The organism is Burkholderia oklahomensis C6786 (genome assembly GCF_000959365.1).
Lineage (GTDB): Bacteria > Pseudomonadota > Gammaproteobacteria > Burkholderiales > Burkholderiaceae > Burkholderia > Burkholderia oklahomensis.
Window position 1 is genome coordinate 2,114,358 of record NZ_CP009555.1, and the last position, 20,029, is coordinate 2,134,386.

Annotated in this window: 14 protein-coding genes; 7 read left to right on the forward strand and 7 right to left on the reverse strand. The window is 67.2% G+C overall.

Annotated elements, in window-relative coordinates; all coding sequences use genetic code 11:
- Positions 1–34 precede the first annotated feature (34 nt).
- From BG90_RS09580 to tssA, 6 genes are all read left to right on the forward strand, one after another.
- Positions 35–538 carry an Hcp family type VI secretion system effector gene (locus BG90_RS09580; RefSeq protein ID WP_010106777.1) on the forward strand — a complete coding sequence of 168 codons (504 nt, stop codon included), beginning with the start codon at positions 35–37 and terminating at the stop codon, positions 536–538.
- A 57-nt stretch (positions 539–595) separates the two neighbouring features.
- On the forward strand, positions 596–1,078 hold the full coding sequence (gene tssE / locus BG90_RS09585) for a type VI secretion system baseplate subunit TssE (RefSeq protein ID WP_010117217.1): 483 nt from the start codon (positions 596–598) through the stop codon (positions 1,076–1,078).
- 78 nt (positions 1,079–1,156) lie between these two features.
- Positions 1,157–2,995: a type VI secretion system baseplate subunit TssF gene (gene tssF / locus BG90_RS09590; RefSeq protein WP_010117216.1), complete on the forward strand. Its 1,839-nt coding sequence runs from the start codon at positions 1,157–1,159 to the stop codon at positions 2,993–2,995.
- Positions 2,959–4,059: a type VI secretion system baseplate subunit TssG gene (gene tssG / locus BG90_RS09595; protein ID WP_010117215.1), complete on the forward strand. Its 1,101-nt coding sequence runs from the start codon at positions 2,959–2,961 to the stop codon at positions 4,057–4,059. Before tssF ends, tssG begins: the two co-directional genes overlap by 37 nt.
- 33 nt (positions 4,060–4,092) lie before the next feature.
- The gene (gene tssH / locus BG90_RS09600; RefSeq protein ID WP_010117214.1) at positions 4,093–6,762 is read left to right on the forward strand and encodes a type VI secretion system ATPase TssH; all 2,670 of its coding nucleotides are present in this window, start codon (positions 4,093–4,095) and stop codon (positions 6,760–6,762) included.
- A gap of 82 nt (positions 6,763–6,844) precedes the next feature.
- Positions 6,845–7,960 (forward strand): type VI secretion system protein TssA, encoded by a 1,116-nt coding sequence (tssA, locus tag BG90_RS09605; protein ID WP_010117213.1) that lies wholly within the window; start codon positions 6,845–6,847, stop codon positions 7,958–7,960.
- A gap of 156 nt (positions 7,961–8,116) precedes the next feature.
- Here the strand turns inward: tssA and BG90_RS09610 are convergent, their stop codons facing one another.
- From BG90_RS09610 to BG90_RS09625, 5 genes are all read right to left on the reverse strand, one after another.
- Entirely contained in the window at positions 8,117–9,043 is a 927-nt protein-coding gene (locus tag BG90_RS09610) for an OmpA family protein (protein WP_010117212.1), read from the reverse strand.
- A gap of 4 nt (positions 9,044–9,047) precedes the next feature.
- The gene (gene tagF / locus BG90_RS09615) at positions 9,048–10,037 is read right to left on the reverse strand and encodes a type VI secretion system-associated protein TagF (protein ID WP_010106765.1); all 990 of its coding nucleotides are present in this window, start codon (positions 10,035–10,037) and stop codon (positions 9,048–9,050) included.
- Positions 10,034–13,927 (reverse strand): type VI secretion system membrane subunit TssM, encoded by a 3,894-nt coding sequence (gene tssM / locus BG90_RS09620; protein ID WP_010117211.1) that lies wholly within the window; start codon positions 13,925–13,927, stop codon positions 10,034–10,036. The genes tagF and tssM overlap by 4 nt, the downstream gene beginning before the upstream one ends.
- Before the next feature lie 7 nt (positions 13,928–13,934).
- Entirely contained in the window at positions 13,935–14,144 is a 210-nt protein-coding gene (locus tag BG90_RS36110) for a hypothetical protein (RefSeq protein WP_157135632.1), read from the reverse strand.
- A gap of 99 nt (positions 14,145–14,243) precedes the next feature.
- Positions 14,244–15,095 carry a M15 family metallopeptidase gene (locus tag BG90_RS09625; RefSeq protein WP_010117209.1) on the reverse strand — a complete coding sequence of 284 codons (852 nt, stop codon included), beginning with the start codon at positions 15,093–15,095 and terminating at the stop codon, positions 14,244–14,246.
- Between the two features lie 125 nt (positions 15,096–15,220).
- Between BG90_RS09625 and BG90_RS09630 the strand changes: the two genes are divergently transcribed.
- Positions 15,221–16,180: a hypothetical protein gene (locus tag BG90_RS09630; protein ID WP_010117208.1), complete on the forward strand. Its 960-nt coding sequence runs from the start codon at positions 15,221–15,223 to the stop codon at positions 16,178–16,180.
- Between the two features lie 144 nt (positions 16,181–16,324).
- Here the strand turns inward: BG90_RS09630 and BG90_RS09635 are convergent, their stop codons facing one another.
- Together BG90_RS09635 and BG90_RS09640 are read right to left on the reverse strand one after the other, a co-directional pair.
- On the reverse strand, positions 16,325–17,773 hold the full coding sequence (locus BG90_RS09635; RefSeq protein ID WP_025990019.1) for a TolC family protein: 1,449 nt from the start codon (positions 17,771–17,773) through the stop codon (positions 16,325–16,327).
- Positions 17,770–20,016 (reverse strand): peptidase domain-containing ABC transporter, encoded by a 2,247-nt coding sequence (locus BG90_RS09640; protein ID WP_045568124.1) that lies wholly within the window; start codon positions 20,014–20,016, stop codon positions 17,770–17,772. The genes BG90_RS09635 and BG90_RS09640 overlap by 4 nt, the downstream gene beginning before the upstream one ends.
- Positions 20,017–20,029: the final 13 nt, after the last annotated feature.

The window sequence follows — 20,029 nt, forward strand, 5'->3', positions numbered from 1 at the left end:
ACGTTAAAACCACCTCTTTGGGGAGTCGTAGGCCATGTTAGACATGTACTTGAAGTTCGGCAATCCTGCCATCAAGGGCGAGTCCGCGGACAAGGACCATGCCGGTTGGATCGAGCTGAAATCCTGGGACCATTCGATCGTCCAGCCGCGTTCGGCGACCGCGTCGACTTCGGGCGGCCACACGTCGGAGCGTTGCGAGCACGGCGACATGGTGTTCACGAAAGAAATCGATATGGCGAGCCCGCTGCTGTATCAGCACGCGTCGGGCGGCACGACGTTCGACGAAGTGACGATCGATTTCATGCGTTCGGACGGCGAAGGCGAGCGCGTCAAGTATCTCGAGATCAAGCTGAAGTACGTGATCGTCGCGAGCGTGACGCCGAGCGTGCAGAAGGAAGGCCTGCCCCTCGAGCAATTCGCGCTGAAGTACGCCGCGGTCCAGTGGAAGCAGACGCAGCAGAAGATCGGCGGCAACCAGGGCGGCAACACGCAGGGCGCCTGGAGCCTCACGAAGAACGACAAGACCTACGCGGTCTAAGTTCGACGCGGGAACGGGGCACGGCGCGTGCCCCGTTCCCGTTTTGCGTGGAGCCCGATGAAACGCTTCGAACCGAGCTTCCTCGACAAGCTGTTCGACGACGAACCGCATGTGCCGGCGCCCGCTGCAATGCGGCAATTGTCGCTGGAAGAACTGAAGAACACGGTCGCGCGCGACGTCGAGGCGATCCTGAACACGCGCATCGCGCTGACCGACGAAGATCTTGCCGCGCTGCCGGAGTGCCAGCGCTCGGTGTTGACCTACGGGCTGAACGACTTCGCCGGCCTGAGCCTCGCGAGCCACTACGACCGCACGTTCATCTGCAAGTCGATTCAGCAGGCGATCGCGCGGCACGAGCCGCGGCTGCAGCAGGTGTTGGTGACGTTCGAGCTGAACGAGCAGTCGACGAACGCGCTCTACTTCGCGATCCAGGCGCTGCTCGTCGTGCATCCGGCCGAGGAGCCGGTGACCTTCGATGCGATGCTGCAGCCGTCGACGTTGCAATATTCGGTGACGCGCTCGCGCGCCACCAAGGTTTGAGCCGTATCGCGTGAGCCGCCGGGCGCCGCGCGGCAACGAGAAGCCCGGCACGAGAGCATCAGGTTTCGGGGATCGTCGATGGAAGAGTTGCTGCCGTATTACGAACGCGAGCTGTCGTTTCTGCGGCGCTATTCGCTCGAATTCGCGAACCGGTACCCGAAGATCGCCGCGCGTCTGTCGCAGACGGGCGAGCATTGCGAGGATCCGCACGTCGAGCGGATGATCGAATCGTTCGCGCTCCTCGGCGCGCGGATCAACAAAAAGCTCGACGACGAGTATCCCGAATTCACCGAAGCGCTCGTCGAAGTTCTCTATCCGCATTATCTGCGACCGTTTCCGTCGTGCTCGATCGCGCAATTCGGCGCGCCCGAATCGTTCGCTCGACTGACCGAGCCGCAGGTCGTCGAGCGCGGCACCGAGCTGAAGAGCCGCGCGATCCGCGGCGTGCAGTGCCGCTTCCGCACCGCGTACGACGTGACGCTCGCGCCGGTCCGGCTCGCCGATGCGCGCTACGGATCGATCGCCGCGGCGCCGAGCTCGGCCGCGCTGCCCGGCAACGCGACGGGTGTGATCTCGATCGCGTTCGAATCGACGTCGCCGCAGCTCGATCTCGCCGAGCTGAAGCTCGGCAAGCTGCGCGCGCATCTGCACGGCGAGCAGTCGTTCGTCGCCGCGCTGGCCGATTGCCTGTTCGCGCATGCGCTCGCGTTCTACGTCGAGCCCGAGCGCGGCGGCCGCTGGATCGCGCTCGGCAAGGCGCCGTTCGAGCACGCGGGCTTCGACGAAGCCGATGCGCTGATCGACTATCCGGCCCGTTCGCACCCGGCGTACCGGCTGCTGACCGAATATTTCGCATTCCCGGACAAATTCAACTTCGTCGACTTCGATCTGGCCGCGCTGGCGCGCCGCGCGGGCCATTGCCGGCAGTTGACGCTGCACGTGGTCCTGCGCGACGTGCGCAGCGATTCGCACGTCGCGCGGCTGCTCGATCTGCTGGCCGCGAGTCACTTTCGCCTGTTCTGCACGCCGGTCGTCAACCTGTTCCGGCAGCACGGCGAGCCGATCCGGGTCAGCCATCAGGCGGTGTCGTATCCGGTCATCGCCGACGCGCGCCGCGCGTTCGCGTACGAGGTGTATTCGATCGATTCCGTGCATCTCGTGCGGCAGCGCGCCAATCGGGAAGCGGTCATCGAATTCCGGCCGTTCTATTCGCTGCATCACGGCGAGGAAGGGCAGGTGGGGCACTATTGGTTCGCGCGCCGCGACGACAACGTCGCGCGCAAGAGCCCCGGCTACGAGACCGAGATTTCGGTCGTCGACATCGACTTCGAGCCGGGCGCGCCGCAGACCGACACGCTGAGCCTCGATCTCACCTGCACGAACCGCGACCTGCCGGCCGCGCTCGCGACGGGGCTCGACGGCGGCGATCTCTTCATCGACGGCGACGCGCAGCCCGGCCCGATCGCGCTGCTGCGCCGGCCGACGCCGAGCGCGCGCTTCGAGCGCGGCCGCGCCGCGCACTGGCGGCTCGTGTCGCACCTCGCGCTCAATCACGTGTCGCTCGCCGAGGAAGGGCTCGCCGCGCTGAAGGAAGTGCTCGTGCTGTACGATCTGAGACGGTCTGCGGTGTCGACGCGTCACATCGACGGGATCGTCGGCATCGAGCAGAAGGGCGCGGTGCAGTGGCTGCCCGGCAAGCCGTTCGCGACGTTCGTGCGCGGCGTCGAGATCCGGCTCACGATCGACGACGAGCATTTCGTCGGATCGAGCCTCGCGACGTTCGTGCGGATGATCGACGCGTTCTTCGGGCTTTACGTGCACCTCAACAGCTTTGTTCAACTGATCGTCGTGTCGAAGCGCACCGGCGAGGAGATCATGCGATGCAAACCGCGCAGCGGCGAATCGATCCTGGCGTAGTCGAGCGGCTGCTCGACGAGCCGCATCGCTTCGAGTTCTTTCAGGCGGTGCGGCTGCTCGAGACCTGGTTCGCGAAGCGTCATCCGCAACGCTACGCGGCGAGCCGGCCGGGCGAGATCGTCGCGCGGCGGATCGGCTTCAGAAACACGTTGTCGCTCGGTTTTCCGCCGAGCGAGCTCGAGCGCGCGCAGTCGTACGACGAAGCGGGCGACGCGCTGAAGGACGAGCCGCAGCGCAACGCGGCGGTCGAAGCGGGCGCGCTGTCGCGCGTCGAGCTCACGCCGGCTTTCTTCGGCCTGCTGGGCGGCCAGGGCGCGTTGCCGCTCCATTACACCGAGCAGATCATCGCGCGCGAGCAGCTGAAGCGCGATCACGCGGCGCGCGCGTTTTTCGACGTGTTCTCGAATCGCGCGACCGCGTTGTTCTACGCGGCGTGGAAGAAGTACCGGCTGCCGCTGCATTACGAGCTCGACCGCGACGAGCGCTATCTGCCGCTGTTGCTCGCGCTCGCGGGCGTCGCGAACGACGATGCGCGCTCGACCGTGCAGGAAGGCCGCGGCGCGCTGCTCGACGAAGCGATCGCGGGCTATGCGCTCGCCGCGCGGCACCGGCCGGTGTCGGCCGCCTATCTGCAGCGCACGCTGTCCGAGTACTTCCGCGTGCCGATCCGCATCGAGCAGTTCGTCGGCAAGTGGTACGACGTGCCGCCCGATCAACTGAGCGTGCTCGGCGACGTGAACGTGACGCTCGGCGCGACGGCGCTCGTCGGCGAACGCGTGTGGCAGCGCGACATGCGCGCGCGGCTCGTCGTCGGGCCGCTGTCGAAGCGCGACTACGAGGCGTTCTTGCCAGGCGAGGAGCGCGCGGTCGCGCTCGAGCGGATGTTGACGCTGCTCGCCGGCGTCACGCTCGAATATGAAGTATCGCTCGTGCTGCGCCGTACCGAGGTCGGCGCGAGCATCCTCGGCAATGGCGCGCGACTCGGCTGGGACGCGTTCCTCTGCACGCGCGAAGCCGAGCGCGACCGCGCGGACGCGCGCTACGAACTGCATGTCATTCATTGATAACAACGATCGAACCTGAGTGGACCGTAACCGATGAGCACGCCCCTGAAGACCCTGATCGCGAAACTGAATCCGGTGTGCCGGAAGGCCGCCGAGCGCGCCGCCAGCCACTGTTTCGCGCGCGGCCACTATGAAGTGGATCTCGAGCACCTGTTCCTCGCGCTGCTCGACGAGTCGACCGGCGACGTGCCGCTCGTGCTGCGCGCGAGCGGCGTCGATCCGCACGCGCTGCGCGCGGACCTCGAGCGCGAGCTCGAAGGATTGAAGACGGGCAATACGCGCACGCCGGTGTTCTCGGTGCATCTGACCGAGCTGTTCGAGCAGGCGTGGCTCATCGCGTCGCTCGATTCGCAGATCGGCCGGATCCGTTCGGGCCACTTGCTGCTTGCATTGCTGACGGGGCCCGATCTCGCGCAGTTCGCGCAGCGGATGTCGTCGCAGTTCACGCGCGTGCGCGTCGACGACCTGAAGCACAAGTTCGACGAGATCACCGCGGGCTCGGTCGAAGCCGAGCCGCGACAGGCGGAGAGCGACGCCGCCGTGCCGGACGGCGCCGCGGCGGCGGGCGGCGCGCCGCGCGGCCCGTCGAAGACGCCGGCGCTCGACACGTACACGACGAACCTCACGCAGCGTGCGCGCGAAGGCAAGATCGATCCCGTGATCGGCCGCGACGCGGAGATCCGCCAGGCGATCGACATCCTGATGCGCCGTCGGCAAAACAACCCGATCATGACGGGCGAGGCGGGCGTCGGGAAGACAGCCGTCGTTGAAGGGCTCGCGCTGCGGATCGCGGCTGACGACGTGCCGCCGCCGCTTCGCGGCGTCGCGCTGCACGTGCTCGACATGGGGCTCCTGCAGGCGGGCGCGAGCGTGAAGGGCGAGTTCGAGAACCGCCTGAAGAGCGTGATCGACGAGGTGAAGAAGAGCGCGCATCCGATCATTCTCTTCATCGACGAAGCGCACACGATCATCGGCGCGGGCGGGCAGGCCGGCCAGAACGATGCGGCGAACCTGCTGAAGCCGGCGCTCGCGCGCGGCGAGCTGCGCACGATCGCGGCGACGACGTGGAGCGAATACAAGAAGTACTTCGAAAAGGACGCGGCGCTCGCGCGGCGCTTCCAGGTCGTGAAGATCGAGGAGCCGAGCGAGCCGCTCGCCGCCGCGATGCTGCGCGGGATGGCGGGGCTGATGGAGAAGCACTTCAACGTGCGGATTCTCGACGATGCGATCACCGAGGCGGTGCGGCTGTCGCATCGCTACATCAGCGGCCGCCAGCTGCCGGACAAGGCGATCAGCGTGCTCGACACCGCCTGCGCGAAAGTCGCGCTCGCGCACAGCGCGACGCCCGCCGCGATCGACGACACGAAAAAGCGCATCGAGCGGATCGACGCGGAGATCGCGGCGCTCGAGCGCGAAGTCGCGGGCGGCGCCGCGCACGACGAGCGCCTCGCCGAGCTGCGCGACGAGCGCGATGCCGATTTGAAGGCGCTCGCCGAAGACGAAGCGCGTTACGAACAGGAGCGCGCGCTCGTCACCGAGATCGGCGCATTGCGTGCCGATCTCGATGCGGCGCGCGAGCCGTCCGTCGACGGCAAGCCGGTCGACGTCGACGCGACCCGCGCGACGCTCGCCGAGCGCGTCGACGCGCTGCGCGCGCTGCAGGGCAATCAGCCGATGGTGCCGCTGCAGGTCGACGGCCACGTCGTCGCGGAGATCGTCGCGTCGTGGACCGGCATTCCGCTCGGCCGGATGGTGAAGGACGAGATCGAGACCGTGCTGAATCTGCGCGATCTGATCGGCGCGCGCGTGATCGGCCAGGACCACGCGCTCGACGCGATCGCGCAGCGCGTGCGCACCGCGACCGCGAACCTCGAGGATCCGAACAAGCCGCGCGGCGTGTTCATGTTCGTCGGGCCGTCGGGCGTCGGCAAGACCGAGACCGCGCTCGCGCTTGCCGACGTGCTGTACGGCGGCGAGCGCAAGATGATCACGATCAACATGAGCGAGTACCAGGAAGCGCACAGCGTATCGGGCCTGAAGGGCTCGCCGCCCGGCTACGTCGGCTACGGCGAAGGCGGCGTGCTGACGGAAGCGGTGCGCCGCAATCCGTATTCGGTCGTGCTGCTCGACGAAGTCGAGAAGGCGCATCCGGACGTGCTCGAAATGTTCTTCCAGGTGTTCGACAAGGGCGCGATGGACGACGCCGAAGGGCGCGAGATCGACTTCCGCAACACGCTGATCATCCTGACGTCGAACGTCGGGTCGTCCGCGGTGATGCAGGCGTGCCTGAACAAGGCGCCGGAGGAGCTGCCCGACGCCGAGGCGCTCGCCGAGACGCTGCGCCCGCAGCTCTACAAGGCGTTCAAGCCCGCGTTCCTCGGCCGGATGAAGGTGATTCCGTACTATCCGATCTCCGACGACGTGCTCGCCGACATCATCGAGCTGAAGCTCGAACGGATCCGCCGCCGGATCGAATCGAACCACAAGGCCGCGTTCGAGTGGGACGAGTCGCTCGTCGACGCCGTGCTCGCGCGCTGCACCGAAGTCGATTCGGGCGCGCGCAATGTCGATCACATCCTGAACGGCACGCTGCTGCCGGAGATCGCCGGGCACGTGCTGTCGCGGATCGCCGACGGCGAAGCGATCGCGCGGATCGCCGCGCGCGCGGCCGAGACGGGCGAATTCGAGTACACGGTCGAGTAAGACCGCCGCGCGGCGCGTGCGTCACGCGTCGCGTGGTCATCGCAACGATGGACGCCGCAACGGACAGACATAGCATTCGACCATGCCGATCAACTTCAACGACTTGCTGACGCCGATCAGCGAAGCGTCGCCGTGCGGCGACGATCTCCTGTTCTCCGCCGAATTCGACGCGATCCAGCACGCGCGCAAGTTCGACGATCCGTCGCTCGACCAGGGCGAGTGGATCACCGACATCAAGGAAGCGGACTGGAGCTTCGTCGTCGAGCAATCGACCGCGCTCTTGCGCGATCGGACCAAGGACCTGCGGCTCGCGGTATGGCTGACCGAGGCGCTCGCGCTCGAGGACGGCATCGGCGGGCTCACGCAGGGCTACGAGCTGCTGACGAATCTGTGCCGGCAATTCTGGGATCACGTGCACCCGCTGCCGGACGGCGACGACGCCGAGTACCGGCTCGGCAACGTCGCGTGGCTCGTCGGGCGAACGGCCGAGCTGCTGCGCGCGGTGCCGCTCACCGACGGGGCGTCGAACGCGTTCAGCGAGCTCGACTGGGACGTCGCGCAGCACGTCGCGCAGGCGATCAAGCGCGATCCCGAGCAGGCGGACGAAATAGCGCGCGGCAAGCCGTCGGTCGAGCAGATCGAAGCGTCGAAGCGGATGACGTCCGTCGCGTTCTACGCGCGGCTGCTCGGCGAGCTGAGGGCGTTCCAGGTGGCGCTCGACGCGCTCGAGCAGGAGCTCGACCAGCGCGCGGGCGATGCGGCGCCGAGTTTCCGGCAGGCGCGCGACACGTACGAAACGGTCTATCGGCTCGCCGAGCGCTTCGCGAAGGAGCAGGGCTACTCGCCGGACGCGCAGCCGCAGGCCGCCGCGCCGAGCACGCCGATCGAGCGCGCGGAGCCGAGCTTCAAGACGCCGCTTTACCCGGACGAACACGCGCAGAGGCATACGCCGTCCGCTCCCGCGCCGATCGTGATCGCCGGCATCCAGAATCGCGCGCAGGCCGTCGAGCAGCTGCGCGCGGTCGCGAAGTATTTCCGCGGGACGGAGCCGCACAGCCCCGTCGCGTATCTCGCCGACAAGGCCGCCGAATGGGCGGACATGCCGCTGCATCAGTGGCTCGCGTCGGTCGTCAAGGACGACGGCTCGCTCGCGCACATCCGCGAGCTGCTCGGCCTGAAGCCGGATGACAACGCGTGAGCGTCGGCCGGCTCGCGGCGGCCGGCCCAAAAAAAGCGACGGAGCGGCCGCCAAGGACCGTCCGTCGCCATTTCCATCTTGCTTGCCGTACCGGCGGATCGCTGTACCGCCGCGCAGGCGGGCCGCCCGCCCCGCCGCCGTTGGCGCTCGCGCCGCTTACTGCCCCGCGCGGAACTCGATCCGGCGATTGCGCGCGCGTCCGTCGTTCGTGTCGTTCGACGCGATCGGCTGATCGGGGCCGACGCCCGTCGTCGTCAACTGCTGCGACGCGATGCCCTTCGCCACCAGATAGCCCTTCACCGCGTCGGCGCGCGCCTGGCTGAGCGCGATGTTCGACGCGCGATTGCCCGAGTTGTCGGTGTGGCCGATGATCTCGACCGTGCGGCTCGACATCTTCGCGAGCGCGCCCGCCATCTGGTCGAGGATCGCGCGGCCTTGCGGCGTGAGCGTCGCGCTGCCGGTTTCGAATTCGATCGTGCGGTTCGCGAGCGTCTGGTCGAGCAGGCCCTGCTCGGATGCGCTCACGCGCAGCCCGTTCTTGATCGTGTAGGTCGGGTTCAGCGCGTTCGCCATGTCGCTCGCGAGCTGCTGGCGCTGCGCCTCGTTGTGGACCTCGCCCTTCACGTCGATCTGCGTGCCGTCGATCTTGAGCTGTCCTTTGCTGATCTGCTTCAACTGCGGGCCGATCAGCTTCTGCACGTTCGCGGACCAGTTCGGCGGCGTCGCGACGTCGCCGACTTCGATCTGATCGACGACGTTCGCGGCGCCGTACGTGTCGCGCAGGCGCTGCAGCACGGCGGCCTTCGTCGCCTCGTCGGCGACCTTGCCGCCGGCGACGACCTGACCGGGCGTCGCGTTCGCGGGCGGTGGCGACGACACGGTCGCGCCGCCGCCCGCGCCGCTTGCCGCGGCGGGAGCGGGTGCGGCGAGCGGGGTCGATTTCACGGGCACGCCGCCTGCGTCGATCGGCGTGACGGTCGCGGGGCCGACGTTGTCGGCGAGCGCGACGCCGTGCAGCGTGCCGCCCAGCGCGAGCGCGGCGAGCGTGAGCCTGAAGCGGGAAGAGCGGAGCGGCTTCGTCATCGCATCACGCTCCGATGAACGCTTCATGGAACGTGTCGATGCAGACACGCAGCGACAGTTGCGGTTGTTCGAGATAACTGACGAGCTTGCTGATCCCATGGTCGTTTTGCGCATGTGCGTCGATCCACTCCGGATCGTCGATGTCGATGTTGTGTTCGGCGTAAGTCTGCGGATCGACCACGCTGTGCAGGGTTTTCGCGGACGCGCCGTTGAAGCCGATGATGAGCCGCTCGCGCTCGGCGATCGTGCCGATGAAGATCGCCAGCTCGAAATCGGCGCGCGACACGAATGGTGCGACGAGCTCGAGCCAGAACGCGGCGACGAGGGTGCGATAGAACGGATCGGTCGGCAGCGGCAGCGTGAGCCCGCGCTCGATGTGCGACGTGCCGCTTTGCATCACGGGACGCAGCAGCGAGCCGAGCGCGAGCATCGCGCCGCGCAGCTTCACCGGATGGCCGCTCGCGAGCAGCATCTGCTCGAGGCCGTACAGGGTCTGGTGCTCGACGAAATCGTTGAACGTGCCGTCGTGCGCGCTGCCCGGGCCGCCCGTGTCGATCGGCACTTGCGTGTCGCCGAGCGCCTGCAGCGCGCCGGCCGGCTCCTGCGGACCGAGGAGGGTTTGCATCTGCGCGGCGGCGCGCGACCAGAGCCGCGCGAACGCGAGCGGGCTGCGCGCGAGGAACGGCAGCGGCCGCTCGACTTCGAGCGCCGTCGCGGCGAGGAACGGGAAGCGCCGGTTCGACGCGTCATGGCTCGCGATCATGTGGCCCGCGATCGCGAGCCGGCTCTTCGAGCCGAGGAACGCGAAGTGCATCGGCTTCGCGTTCTCGTAGACGATCTTCCAGCGCGGGTCGTCGGCGAGGAGCTCCATCGCGCGTGCGATCCAGTGGTCGAGCGTCTGCAGCAACTGCGGGTTGTGCGCGCTCTTCACGAAGTCGCCGCGCGACGGGATCTTGCCGAAGTAGGCGATCTGGGCCTGGACCGTTTGCGTCATTGCGCCCTCTGTGCGTTCGATGCGGAAGCCGCCGCGACGGCGGCCTGCGGGGCCGCGGCGCTCGAGCCCGGCTGCGCAGTCGCGTTGGCCGCGCCGCCCGCGCTCGCGTCGGCGACCGACGACGGCAGGCGCAGCCCGCGCAGGCTCTGCTGCTGCGGCTGGTCGCCGCCGCCCGTCGGCTGCGACGTGCTGATGATGCGCATCGTCACCGATACGCTGACGTTGCCTTGCGTCCACGTCAGGTCGAACGTGCCGTCCGGACGGCGCTTGCGCTGCGCCGAGTTGATCAGCTTCTCGAGACCGTAGCGGCCCGGCTCGTTGACGAGCTGGAGCGTGCGGCCGTCGAACGTCGTCGCGGACAGCGTCGCGCCGGGCGAGCCCTGCGGGTTCGGCCACACGAAGTTCGTCCACTGCGGCGGCGTGTTGCGGTAGCGCAGCTGCTGGCCGTCGATCGCGATCGTGTATTCGGTCGTGCCGCTGCTCGGCTGCGGCAGGACCTGAAACACGGTCTGCGGTTCGGACGACGCGGCGGCGCTCGCCGCCGCGCCGCCCGCAAGCGGCGCGACCCAGCGTGCGAAGCCGTTCGTGAAGTCAGGCGTGAGCGCGAGGCCCATGTCGCCCCAGGTGCGCGCGGACAGCGTGTCGCCGCGGCGCACCGCGAGCGGCCCGAGCGTCGTGCCGACGAACTTCGCGATCGAGCCGTCCGGACCGAACACCTGCGCGATTTCGCTCGCGCCCGCTTCGACCTTCGCGCCCGCCGCGAACGGATACTTGTTCGCGAGCGAGCCCTGGAACGTCTGGTAGACCTGCGCGTTCCACACCTTGTTCACTTCGACGCTCGCCGGCTGGATCACGACCGCGAACGCCTGCATCAGCGGACGCACGAGGAGCGGACGCAGCGACTTGCGCTGCGAATCGGTCAGGCCCGTCAGCATCTGCTCGTCGACGAACTTCAGCGAATCGGCGAGCTCGGAGCCGTTGCCGTCGAGCGTCTGCTGCATGAGCTGGCGCGCGCCGGGGCCGGGGTCGCCCTGGTTCTTGATCACGTTGAAGCGCGTGCGGACCTTCGACAGCGTGTCCATGTAGCCCTTCAGCATCGACGTGCCGTCATGCGTCGCGACGATCCGGCCGAGCCCGATGAACTCCTGGCCGATCGGACCCATCGGCGCCTCGGCGGGATTGCCGTTGATGTCGATGTTCGCCGCGACCTGGCCGCCCGGCTGACGCGTGAACCATTGCCTGACCCAGTTCACGACGCCCGTCTGCGCCTTCTTGATCGTCGCGTTCGCGAGCGACGGGTTGTCCCACGACGTCTGGTCGTACGCGGTCTCGAGCACCTTGCGGATCGGCGAATCCTGCGGGTCGCCGAGCTTGTTCATCGCGTCGACCGCCTGGCCGAAGTTGCCGAAGCCCTGCACCGCGATGCCCTGCATGAACTTCTGCCAGTGCTGCGCGTACTCGGTCTTGTACATCGCGACGAGCGTCTTCTGGATCTGCTCGGGGCTGCCCTCGAGCGTCAGGTCGTCGGCCGTCGCGGTGTTCAGCACCCAGTCCTTCGCCTGCAGCTCCTTCGTCGCGGCGTCGCGGATCGCGGGCTGCACGTACTGGAACCACGCTTCGCGCGTGAACGTGCCGGGGATCGCGTAGCTGCCCGCGACGAGGCCCGTGTTGCCTTCGCCGACGATCCGCGCGATCGTCATCGGCGCGAAGCGGGTCGACGCGCGCGCCTTGATTTCTTCGTACACGCGCTGGCGCGCCGGCATCCCGCGCACGACGCGGCGCAGGTTCTCGCGGGTCTGGTCGACGAGCGCGAGGTTCGCTTCGATCATCGGCCAGTCGTTGTCGGAGACGCGCGACAGATAGAACGTGATCATTCGCTCCGCGCTCTTGATCATCTCGTCGCGCGGCATGTTGCCGCGATTCGTCTCGAGCCAGCCGCGCCAGAAGCGCGCGATCTGGTCGGTCAGATGCGCCTGCTCGACGTGCCGCTTGTCGGACAGCATCAGGTAGGTCTTGAGCGCGTTGTACGCGTCCTCGACGTTGGTCGGCGACGCGTCGTTGTAGAGGCCGCCCTGCTGCGGATTCTGCGCGGCGGCAGGGGAGGGGGCCGCGCCCGGCGCCGCCGGGTTCGTCGACACCGGCACGGCGCCCGCTTGGACCGCGCCCGATTCCGGCGCGCGCGTCATCGGCGCGAGCTGGTCCGGATGCGTGTTCACGTCCTTCAGGAACGACGCGAGGTTGCCCGAGACCGGGTTCAGCAGGATTTGCCGCACGCCGTTGTAGTACTCGGTCAGCAGATGCTGCTCGAGACGGTCGCCTTGATAGAGGCCGAGCGATACGGACAGCGGCTTGTCGCGGCGGAACTGCTCGAGCTGCTCGATCCGGTCTTCGAGGATGTCCATCGCCTGCAGACGGGACTGCAGGTCGTTGCGGTTCTGCTGCAGGCGGGTCACGTTGTCGAGGTCGGCCTGCACGTTCGACACGAGCTGCTGGTTGCCGATCGTCGACCAGGTCCAGCCGCCGAGCGCGAGCGCGAGCGCCGCGACGAAGCCGAAGAACGTCGCGTAGCGCATGCGCGTCTTCGTCGGGCTCGCGAACTGGCGGACCGTCTGGCGGTCCGCGAAGATCACCTTCGAGAACAGGTCGCGCAGGAAGAATCCGTTCTTCGAGAACGCGCTGTGCGGCTTCGGCAGGCTTTGCGCGTCGAGGCCGAAGCGATTCGCGATCCGCTGCGCGGCGGCGCTGTTCGTCTCGCCTTCCTGCAGCGCGCTCGTGAAGTAGAAGCCGCGGAAGATCGGCTTGTACTGGAACGGATTGTTTTCGAACAGCGTCGCGAGGAACGAGCGCAGCGCGGGCTTGATCGTCGAGAACTCGAGCGGAAAGCTCAGTTGGCCGGGCGAAAGCTTGTTGCCGCGGCTGATCGACAGTTGCGCGACGCTGATCTCCTTCAGCCCTTCGTACAGCTCTTCGAAACGCTCGTCGAACAGCGCGACGACGTCGCGCTTCTCGTCCGGCTCGTACGGCAGCGTCGCGCCCCATACGCGGTCGTATTCCTGGCGGTCGCTGCTGCTGAAGAATTCGGTGAAGCCCGTGATCAGATCGGCCTTCGTGAACATCACGTAGACGGGCGCGAATACTTCGAGCTTCTCGGTGAGCTCCTGCACGCGCTGGCGCAGGTTCTTCGCGAGGTTGATCGCGAATTCGGGACGGTTGCCGGTCAGCTCGGCGATGCTCGCCGTGACGATGATCCCGTTGATCGGCGCCTTCGGGCGATGGCGCTTCAGCAGATCGAGGAAGCCGAGCCATTCGCTGCGATCTTCCTCGTGCACCGAATAGCGGCCCGCGGTGTCGAGCAGGATGCCTTCCGTCGTGAAGAACCAGTCGCAGTTCCGGGTGCCGCCGATGCCGTGGATCACCGCGCTGTTCTTGTCCGCGAACGGAAACTGCAACCCCGAGTTGATGACGGCGCTGCTCTTGCCTGCGGCCGGGTTGCCGATCACGATGTACCACGGCAGCTCGTAGAGCGCGGAGCCGCCCGACACCTGACCGATCTTCGACGTCTTGATCGTCTTCACCGTGTCGGCGAGACGGGTGCGCAGCACGTCGAGGTCCGCCTGCTTCGCGGGCTCGGCCGCGGCAGCGGACATCTTGCCCGTTTCGGCCTGCTGTTCGAGGATGTCGCCGAGCCGGCGGTTCGCGCGGCGCACGCGCCAGCGGCGCCAGAGCTTCGTCGCGAGCCAGAGCGCGACGGCGACGGCGAACGCGACGGCCGCCCATACGAAGCCGATCTGTAGCGCATCGGCCGCGAGGAACAGAACCGCCGCGAGCGCGGCGAAGCCGACGATCGTGAGCGTGCGAGGGTGAGTCAACACGTTGAGGAAGCGTTGCATAGGACGTTCAGGTTCCGGTGCGATTCAATAAGGCGAATTGGGCGGCGGCGCGAAACGCACGCGCGGCGCGACGCGCGCGTGCTGTGCCGACAAGCGTGACGGCATCGGGTGACGTCACGTTGTCGTGAATGCATCTAGCGGGAAGGCAGGCCGCTTCGGCGGGGCGGGCGGCGGCGCGCTCGTGCGAAATGCGTTCGTCGACGAGCGGGCGGCGCATCGCGCCGGCCGGCGCGTGCCGATCGAATGATTGCCGGATTGTGTTTCCGTCGCGAAGTTTGGTTGCCCCATGCCGCCCTCATTATTTCCTGCTCGTCCTTTATCGAGCGGACGAGCGCCCCAGCTTGAAGCCGGGCTTATGGTATTCGACGTGTCCGAGGTCCATCAATTTCCATCGGCCACCCCAGGTCAAGCCGACCTCTTCGGCGACTTGTCCGTACAACTGATAGCCTCGCATGGCCCACGGATCTTTTTCCGAGATGACGAGCTTGCCGTCGCGCAGGAATGCGTTGTCGGCCGCCAGTCCGTATTGGTGATAGCTCTGGAACGCCGCCGCATTGGTGACGTTGCTGCCCATTTGCGCCAATCGGTTTTGTCGCTCGGGGCTGCGATAGCCTTCGAGCAACGCCATTTCATAGCCGTATCGCTCGTGCATGATCTTGTAGACGAGCAACAGGCGCGTTCTGAAATCGGTATCGAGCAAATTCCAATCGCGGCTTGCGTCCTTCAGCGCGGGCCGAACCTGCTCGACCTCGCGGGTGGCGAAAACTTCGGGCGGCAGCGGCAACGGCGGAACGAGCTGCTCGCCTTTTAAAAGCGCGGCAATTTTCTCGTCCGGCGCGCGTAAAGTGTCGTCGTATTGGAATAGTTGCCGACCGCGTAACGCGATAGCGATCAATGGAGGCGTCGCAAGAATACCTGTCGTGGTCGCAATCAGCAAGCGCCGCCGCACTAGTAAATTTTGCATGCCGCTTAAAGTCGAGCGCGACATTTTTGCCGATTGCGCGAGATGCTCGCGCGCACGGGCGGCGCGATCGGATGCACGCCGGCTGATTCGGCCGTGGAATTGGGCGACCGAATCGAATACCGTTGCGCGCACTGCCGGTAATAACAGCAGCGCCGCTGCGAGGACGGCGATGGCGAAATATGCGACTAGAACGACGGCAATCAAAGAAAACCCCGGAATATGGAATCGATTGTAATTTGCAATGCTTGATCTTAGAATCAGGCCTGCCTCCGCGTAGGCCGGGACAATATTATTGCGGCGAATTAAACCAGGATTCAACGAGACACTGAATGAGCGCGCCGGACGATTCGAATTCGAAAGCCCCGCCTAGCCTGCTTTCTTCCCATGCCGGCAAAGAAAGCGGCGCGAACAACTCGCGTATTCTCGCGAATCTTGAAGGCCGCGTCTCCCCCCAACCCGAAAACGCACCGCGTTCGCGAAAAGGGCCGCTCGCGCTCGTCGCGCTCGCTGTCGTCGCGGTGGCAGGGTGGGGCGCATGGCGGCTGCAGCAGCCCTCCACCGAACATGCCGAAATCGCGGCCTCCGCATCGGCGCCGGCCGTCGCCGCAGCGCCCGCGAGCAACGCCGTGCCGGCAAGCGGGGCGCAGATCACGCAGGCATCGGCGCCGCAGCCCGCGACGATCGTGAACGACGACAGCGCCGCGAGCGACGCGAAGCCGGCCGCCGCGGCGTCGGCAGCCGGCGAGAGCCGCTTGTCGCGCGCGCTCGCGAACGGCGCATCCGACGTTTCGCCGACCGAGGCCGTCGTCGGCGCGACCGCCGCCGCGGCCGCGGTCGCCGCAGCGACGCCGGCGAAGCGCGTGGAGAAGGGCGCGACGAAGAGCGTCGCCGCGAAGCAGGATGCGGCGCAGGCGAAAACGGAAGCCGCGGCGCGCAAGCGTCACGACAAGACGCAGGCTACCGAAACCGCGCAGGCGAAGAAGCGCCGCGAAACCGGTGCGAAGAAGACCGGCAAGGACGATCCGGACGCCGATCTGCTCGCCGCGCTCGTCGCGCGGACGAAGCCCGCGAATCCTGCCGATGCGGCGAAGACGAGCGCGAATACGGCGTCGAAGAAGGCTGCGGCGGCGACGTCCGCATCGGCCGATACGTCGCTTGCCGCGCGCGTGAAGGAATGCGGCGAGCGCGGCTTCTTCGAGGATCAACTGTGCCGCTGGCGCGTGTGCGAAAACCACTGGGGCAAGGATCCGGCGTGCCCGACTTCCGCGACGCAGAACCGTCAGCCGTGACGCACGCGTGACATCCGGCATGCGTGCGGTGACGCGAATGTGAACGCGCCGCGCTTTAGTCCGGCGCCTCTCCTCGATTTTTCAATCTTTCGTACTCCGTTGCCGATGCCGAATCGCGGCGCATGCCGCCGCATCGACGCTCCTTCAACGCACCGACCACAACCCGATGCCGCCGAGGCTCGCCGCGAGCTTGAGCCGCGCGGTGCGCCATTTCGATACCGCCTGCACGCGCTGCTTCTGCGCGTCGGCGAGCGCCGTCTGCGCATTCAGCAGCTCGGTGAACGTGCCGACGCCCGCCTTGTAGCGGCCGCGCGCGATGTCGAGCGAGCGCTGCGCGTCGCCGAGCAGGTCTTTCGAGTTGTCGAGATTCGCGGTGTCGGTCTGCAGGCTCTGAAAGCTCTTCCACACGTCGAGCGACACGTTCAGCTCGGCGTTCTGCACGTCCGCTTCCTGCGCGTCCGCCTGCGCCTGCGCGGCCGCGACGCGGTAGCCTGACGCGAAGCCTTCGAAGAGCGGGATCGTCACCTGGACGCCGATCGTGCTGCCGTGGCTCGCAGTGGTCTGGATGCCGAACTGTTGCTGATACGAAGGACTGTTGCGGCTGAGGCTGCCCGTCAGCGAAATGGTCGGACGTCCTTGCGCGCGCGCCGCGTCGACGTTCGCGCGCGCGGCGTCGAGCTTCGCGCGCGCGGCGACGAGTTTCGGATGCTGCCGTTTCGCTTCGTCGATCAATTGCGCGACGCCTTCCGCGAATGCGTTGCGATCGACGGCCGGCTCGGCGGGAGCGATTTGCAGCGGCGTGTTCGCGTCGAGTCCCATCGCGACTGCGAGCGCACCGGTTGCATTCTGCACGTCGCCTTCGGCGCTCACGCGATCGAGCACCGCGCGGCGGTAGCTCGTCTGCGCCTGCAATTGGTCGCTCAGCGTGCCCGCGCCGGCGTCGTGCTTCGCTTTCGCCTCGGTGAGGCTTTCCTGCGCGGCGCGTTCGATCGTGCGCGCCGCGTCGACGGCCGCCTGCGCGTCGCGCAGGTTGTAATACGCTTGCGCGGCGTTGAAGAGGATCGTCTGCAGCGTGTCATCCTGCGTCGCGTTGGCGGCGGCAAGAAGTTCGCGCGCCTGCCTGAGCGCCGCGCTGCGCTTGCCGAAATCGAACAGCACCCAGCTCAGGTTGAGCGCGCCGTAGCGGCTCGTTTGTGTTTGCGTTTGCGTATCGCTCGCCGAGACGGTCCCGAGATTGGCCTCGTAGGTCGTGGATGCCCAGTTCCGCTGAATGCCGCCCGTCGCGTTCAGCGTCGGCAAATACGCGGCCTCGTTCACGCCGACCTGCGCCGCTTGCGCGCGCGCATTCGCCCATGCCTGCCGCGCCTGCGGGTTCGCGCAGATCGCCTGCAGGATCGCGTCTTCGAGTGCGATCGGATGGCTTGCCAGCTCGGGCTGGCACGTCGCGTTCTTCAACAGCGGTGCGGCGGGTGTCGCGGACACGTTCTTTCGGGTTCCGTAGATATCGAGCCATTGCGCATGCGCGGCGTGCGACGCGAAGAGCGCGAGCGCGCCGGCGGCGACGAGCGTGCGTGCGGACTTCATCGCGTTCACCGTCCAGCGACGGGTTGCGCGGCCGCCGGCGCGGCGGGCGCGGGAGCGGCGGCCGGAGCGGGCGTCGCAGCCGGAGCGGACGCTGCGCCAGGAGCCACGGCCGGCTTCGGCGCCACGGCGAGCTCGGCGGTCGGCTTGTCGAGGGCGACCTTGCCCGCGTCCAGCATGATCACGCGCGACGCGGACGCGATCGTCTCCGGACGGTGCGCGACGATCACGCGCGTCATCTTCAGCGCACCGACCGCGGCGTTCACCTGCCGTTCGCGTTGCAGATCGAGGTGGCTCGTCGCCTCGTCGAGCACGAGGATCTTCGGCCGCTTGTAGAGCGCCCGCGCGAGCAGCACGCGTTGCTTCTGTCCGCCCGACAGCACCGTGCCCATGTCGCCGACGAGCGTGTTGTAGCCCATCGGCATCGCGACGATGTCCGCATGCACGGCCGCGAGATGCGCGCATTCGGCGACCCACTTCGGATCGGCGTCCGGATCGAAGAAGCTGATGTTGTCGGCGATCGAGCCGGCGAACAGCACGTCGTCCTGAAGCACGGTGCCGACGAGCGAACGCAGCCGGTCGAGGCCGAGGCGCTCGACGTCGACGCCGCCGATCTTGATCGCGCCGCTCGTCGGTTCGAGGATGCCGAGCAGCACGTTGACGAGCGTCGTCTTGCCGCAGCCCGACGGTCCGATCAGCGCGACCGACTCGCCCGGCTCGATTTTCAGCGACACGCCGTCGAGCACGGTCGGCTCGCCTTCGGCATAGCGGAACACGAGATCGCTGGCCTCGATGCCCGCGGAGAGGTTCTCCGCCTCGCCCGGCACGTGCCGCGCGCCGGCGTCGGATTCGCCCTGCGCGAACACGATGTCGGCGAGCCGCTCGCCCTGCAATTGCAGCATCTTCACCTCGAAGAACTTGTCGATCAGACTGCCGACGCGGCTGTCGAACTGCCCCTTGTACGCGTTGAACGCCATCAGCACGCCGACGGTGAATTCGCCGTCCATCACGAGACGCGCGCCGAGCCAGATGATGACGAGCCCTTCGAGGCCGAACAGCAGGCCGTTCAATTGCTGATACAGGAGCTGCAGCTTCTGCACGTGCAGGCCGGCATTGATCTGCTCGACGAGCAGCGTGAGCCAGCTCGAGCGGCGTTCGCTCTGGCGGTTGAACAGCTTGATGGTTTTCACGCCGCGCACCGTTTCGAGAAAATGGCTCTGTTGCTTCGCGGTGTGGATGATCTGGTCTTCCGCCGCGCGCCGCAGCGGCCGATACCAGAGCCAGCGCAGCAGTGCGTAGAGGACCATCGTGCCGAGCGCGACGAACGCGAGCGTGCGGCTGTAGACGAACATCATCGCGAGCGTGACGATCGTCATCAGCCCGTCGATCACTGCGGACAGGAACGAGGTCGTCAGCGTCTGCTGGATCGTGTCGATCGAACCGAAGCGCGACACGACGTCACCGAGGTGGCGCCGCTCGAAGTACTGGACGGGCAGGTTCAGCAGGTGCGTGAACACGTTCGCGCGCCATTGCACGTTGAGCGTCGTGCCGAGATACATCAGCGCCCACGCGCGGATCGCGCTCGTCGCCTGCTGCATCAGCAGCAACAGGCCGAAGCCGAGTGCGAGCACGGTCAGCAGATCGCGATCCGCGCTGACGATCACCTCGTCGATCACCCATTGCAGGAAGAACGGAGATACGAGCGTGAACACTTCGAGCGCGATCGCGAGCACGAGGATCTGGCCGAGCGAGCGCGACAGCCCGGACACGGGGCCGAGCAGTTGACGCAGCTTCACGGCGGGCGACGCCACGCGCGGCTTGAAGCCGCCTGTCGGCCACAGCTCGAGCGCGACGCCCGTAAACGAGCGGGATAATTCGTCGAGCGACAGCTTGCGCACGCCTTGCGCGGGATCGTGAATCGTCGCGCTCCTGCCGTTGACTTCCTTCAGCACGACGAAGTGGTTGAAGTTCCAGTGCAGCACGCACGGCGCGCGTAGCTGGCCGAGCTGATCGAGATCGAGCTTCAGCGCGCGCGTGCCGAGATCGAGGCGCTGCGCGATCTCGATCACGCGGCCGAGGCCCGCGCCTTTCAGCGATACCGGGAAGCGGCTGCGCATCGTCGCGAGGTCGACGTGATGGCCGTGAAAACCCGCAACCATCGCGAGGCAGGCAAGACCACATTCGGCTGCTTCGGTCTGCAGGATCATCGGCAGCTTGCTGCCGATGCCGAACGAGAGACGATCGAGGAGTGACATAGGCTTGTGATCG